This window comes from Blautia sp. AM29-29 (genome assembly GCF_003480555.1).
Classification (GTDB): domain Bacteria; phylum Bacillota; class Clostridia; order Lachnospirales; family Lachnospiraceae; genus Fusicatenibacter; species Fusicatenibacter saccharivorans.
Genome location: NZ_QUJD01000006.1, coordinates 1 through 408 on the forward strand (window position 1 = coordinate 1; position 408 = coordinate 408).

The 408-nt window shown below is 37.0% G+C and carries 1 protein-coding gene; it reads right to left on the bottom strand.

Annotated features, from left to right (window positions below; genetic code table 11):
* Window positions 1-362, bottom strand: a 362-nt coding sequence (gene tnpA / locus DW769_RS05490; protein ID WP_118750137.1) for an IS200/IS605 family transposase, incomplete at its 3' end; no start/stop codon positions are given.
* Window positions 363-408: the final 46 nt, after the last annotated feature.

The window sequence follows — 408 nt, forward strand, 5'->3', positions numbered from 1 at the left end:
GCACAATAAGACGGATTCCACAAATGCCCTCCCCACAACTCTTTCTTTAGCTCTGGATACAAAAGGAACATCTGGCGCGCAAGATTCCCCTTCATGATTTTGATCATGTCTGAAATATAAAACTGTGGTCGACAATCTACAAGCAGATGAATATGATCCGGCATAACCTCCATAGCCAGGATTTGAAATTTATATTCCTGTGCAAGACTTTCCAGCATTTCTTTGCATTCCACATCAATTCCGTCTTTTAAAACCTTTTTTCTGTACTTTGTACACCAGACCAGATGATACTGCAGAGAGTACACATATCCTCTACCATAGGAAAGACCATTTTTATTAATTGTAAACATATCTTTCTTCATAAAAATAGTATACCATATGCATAGGAATATATCAAACATTTGTTCC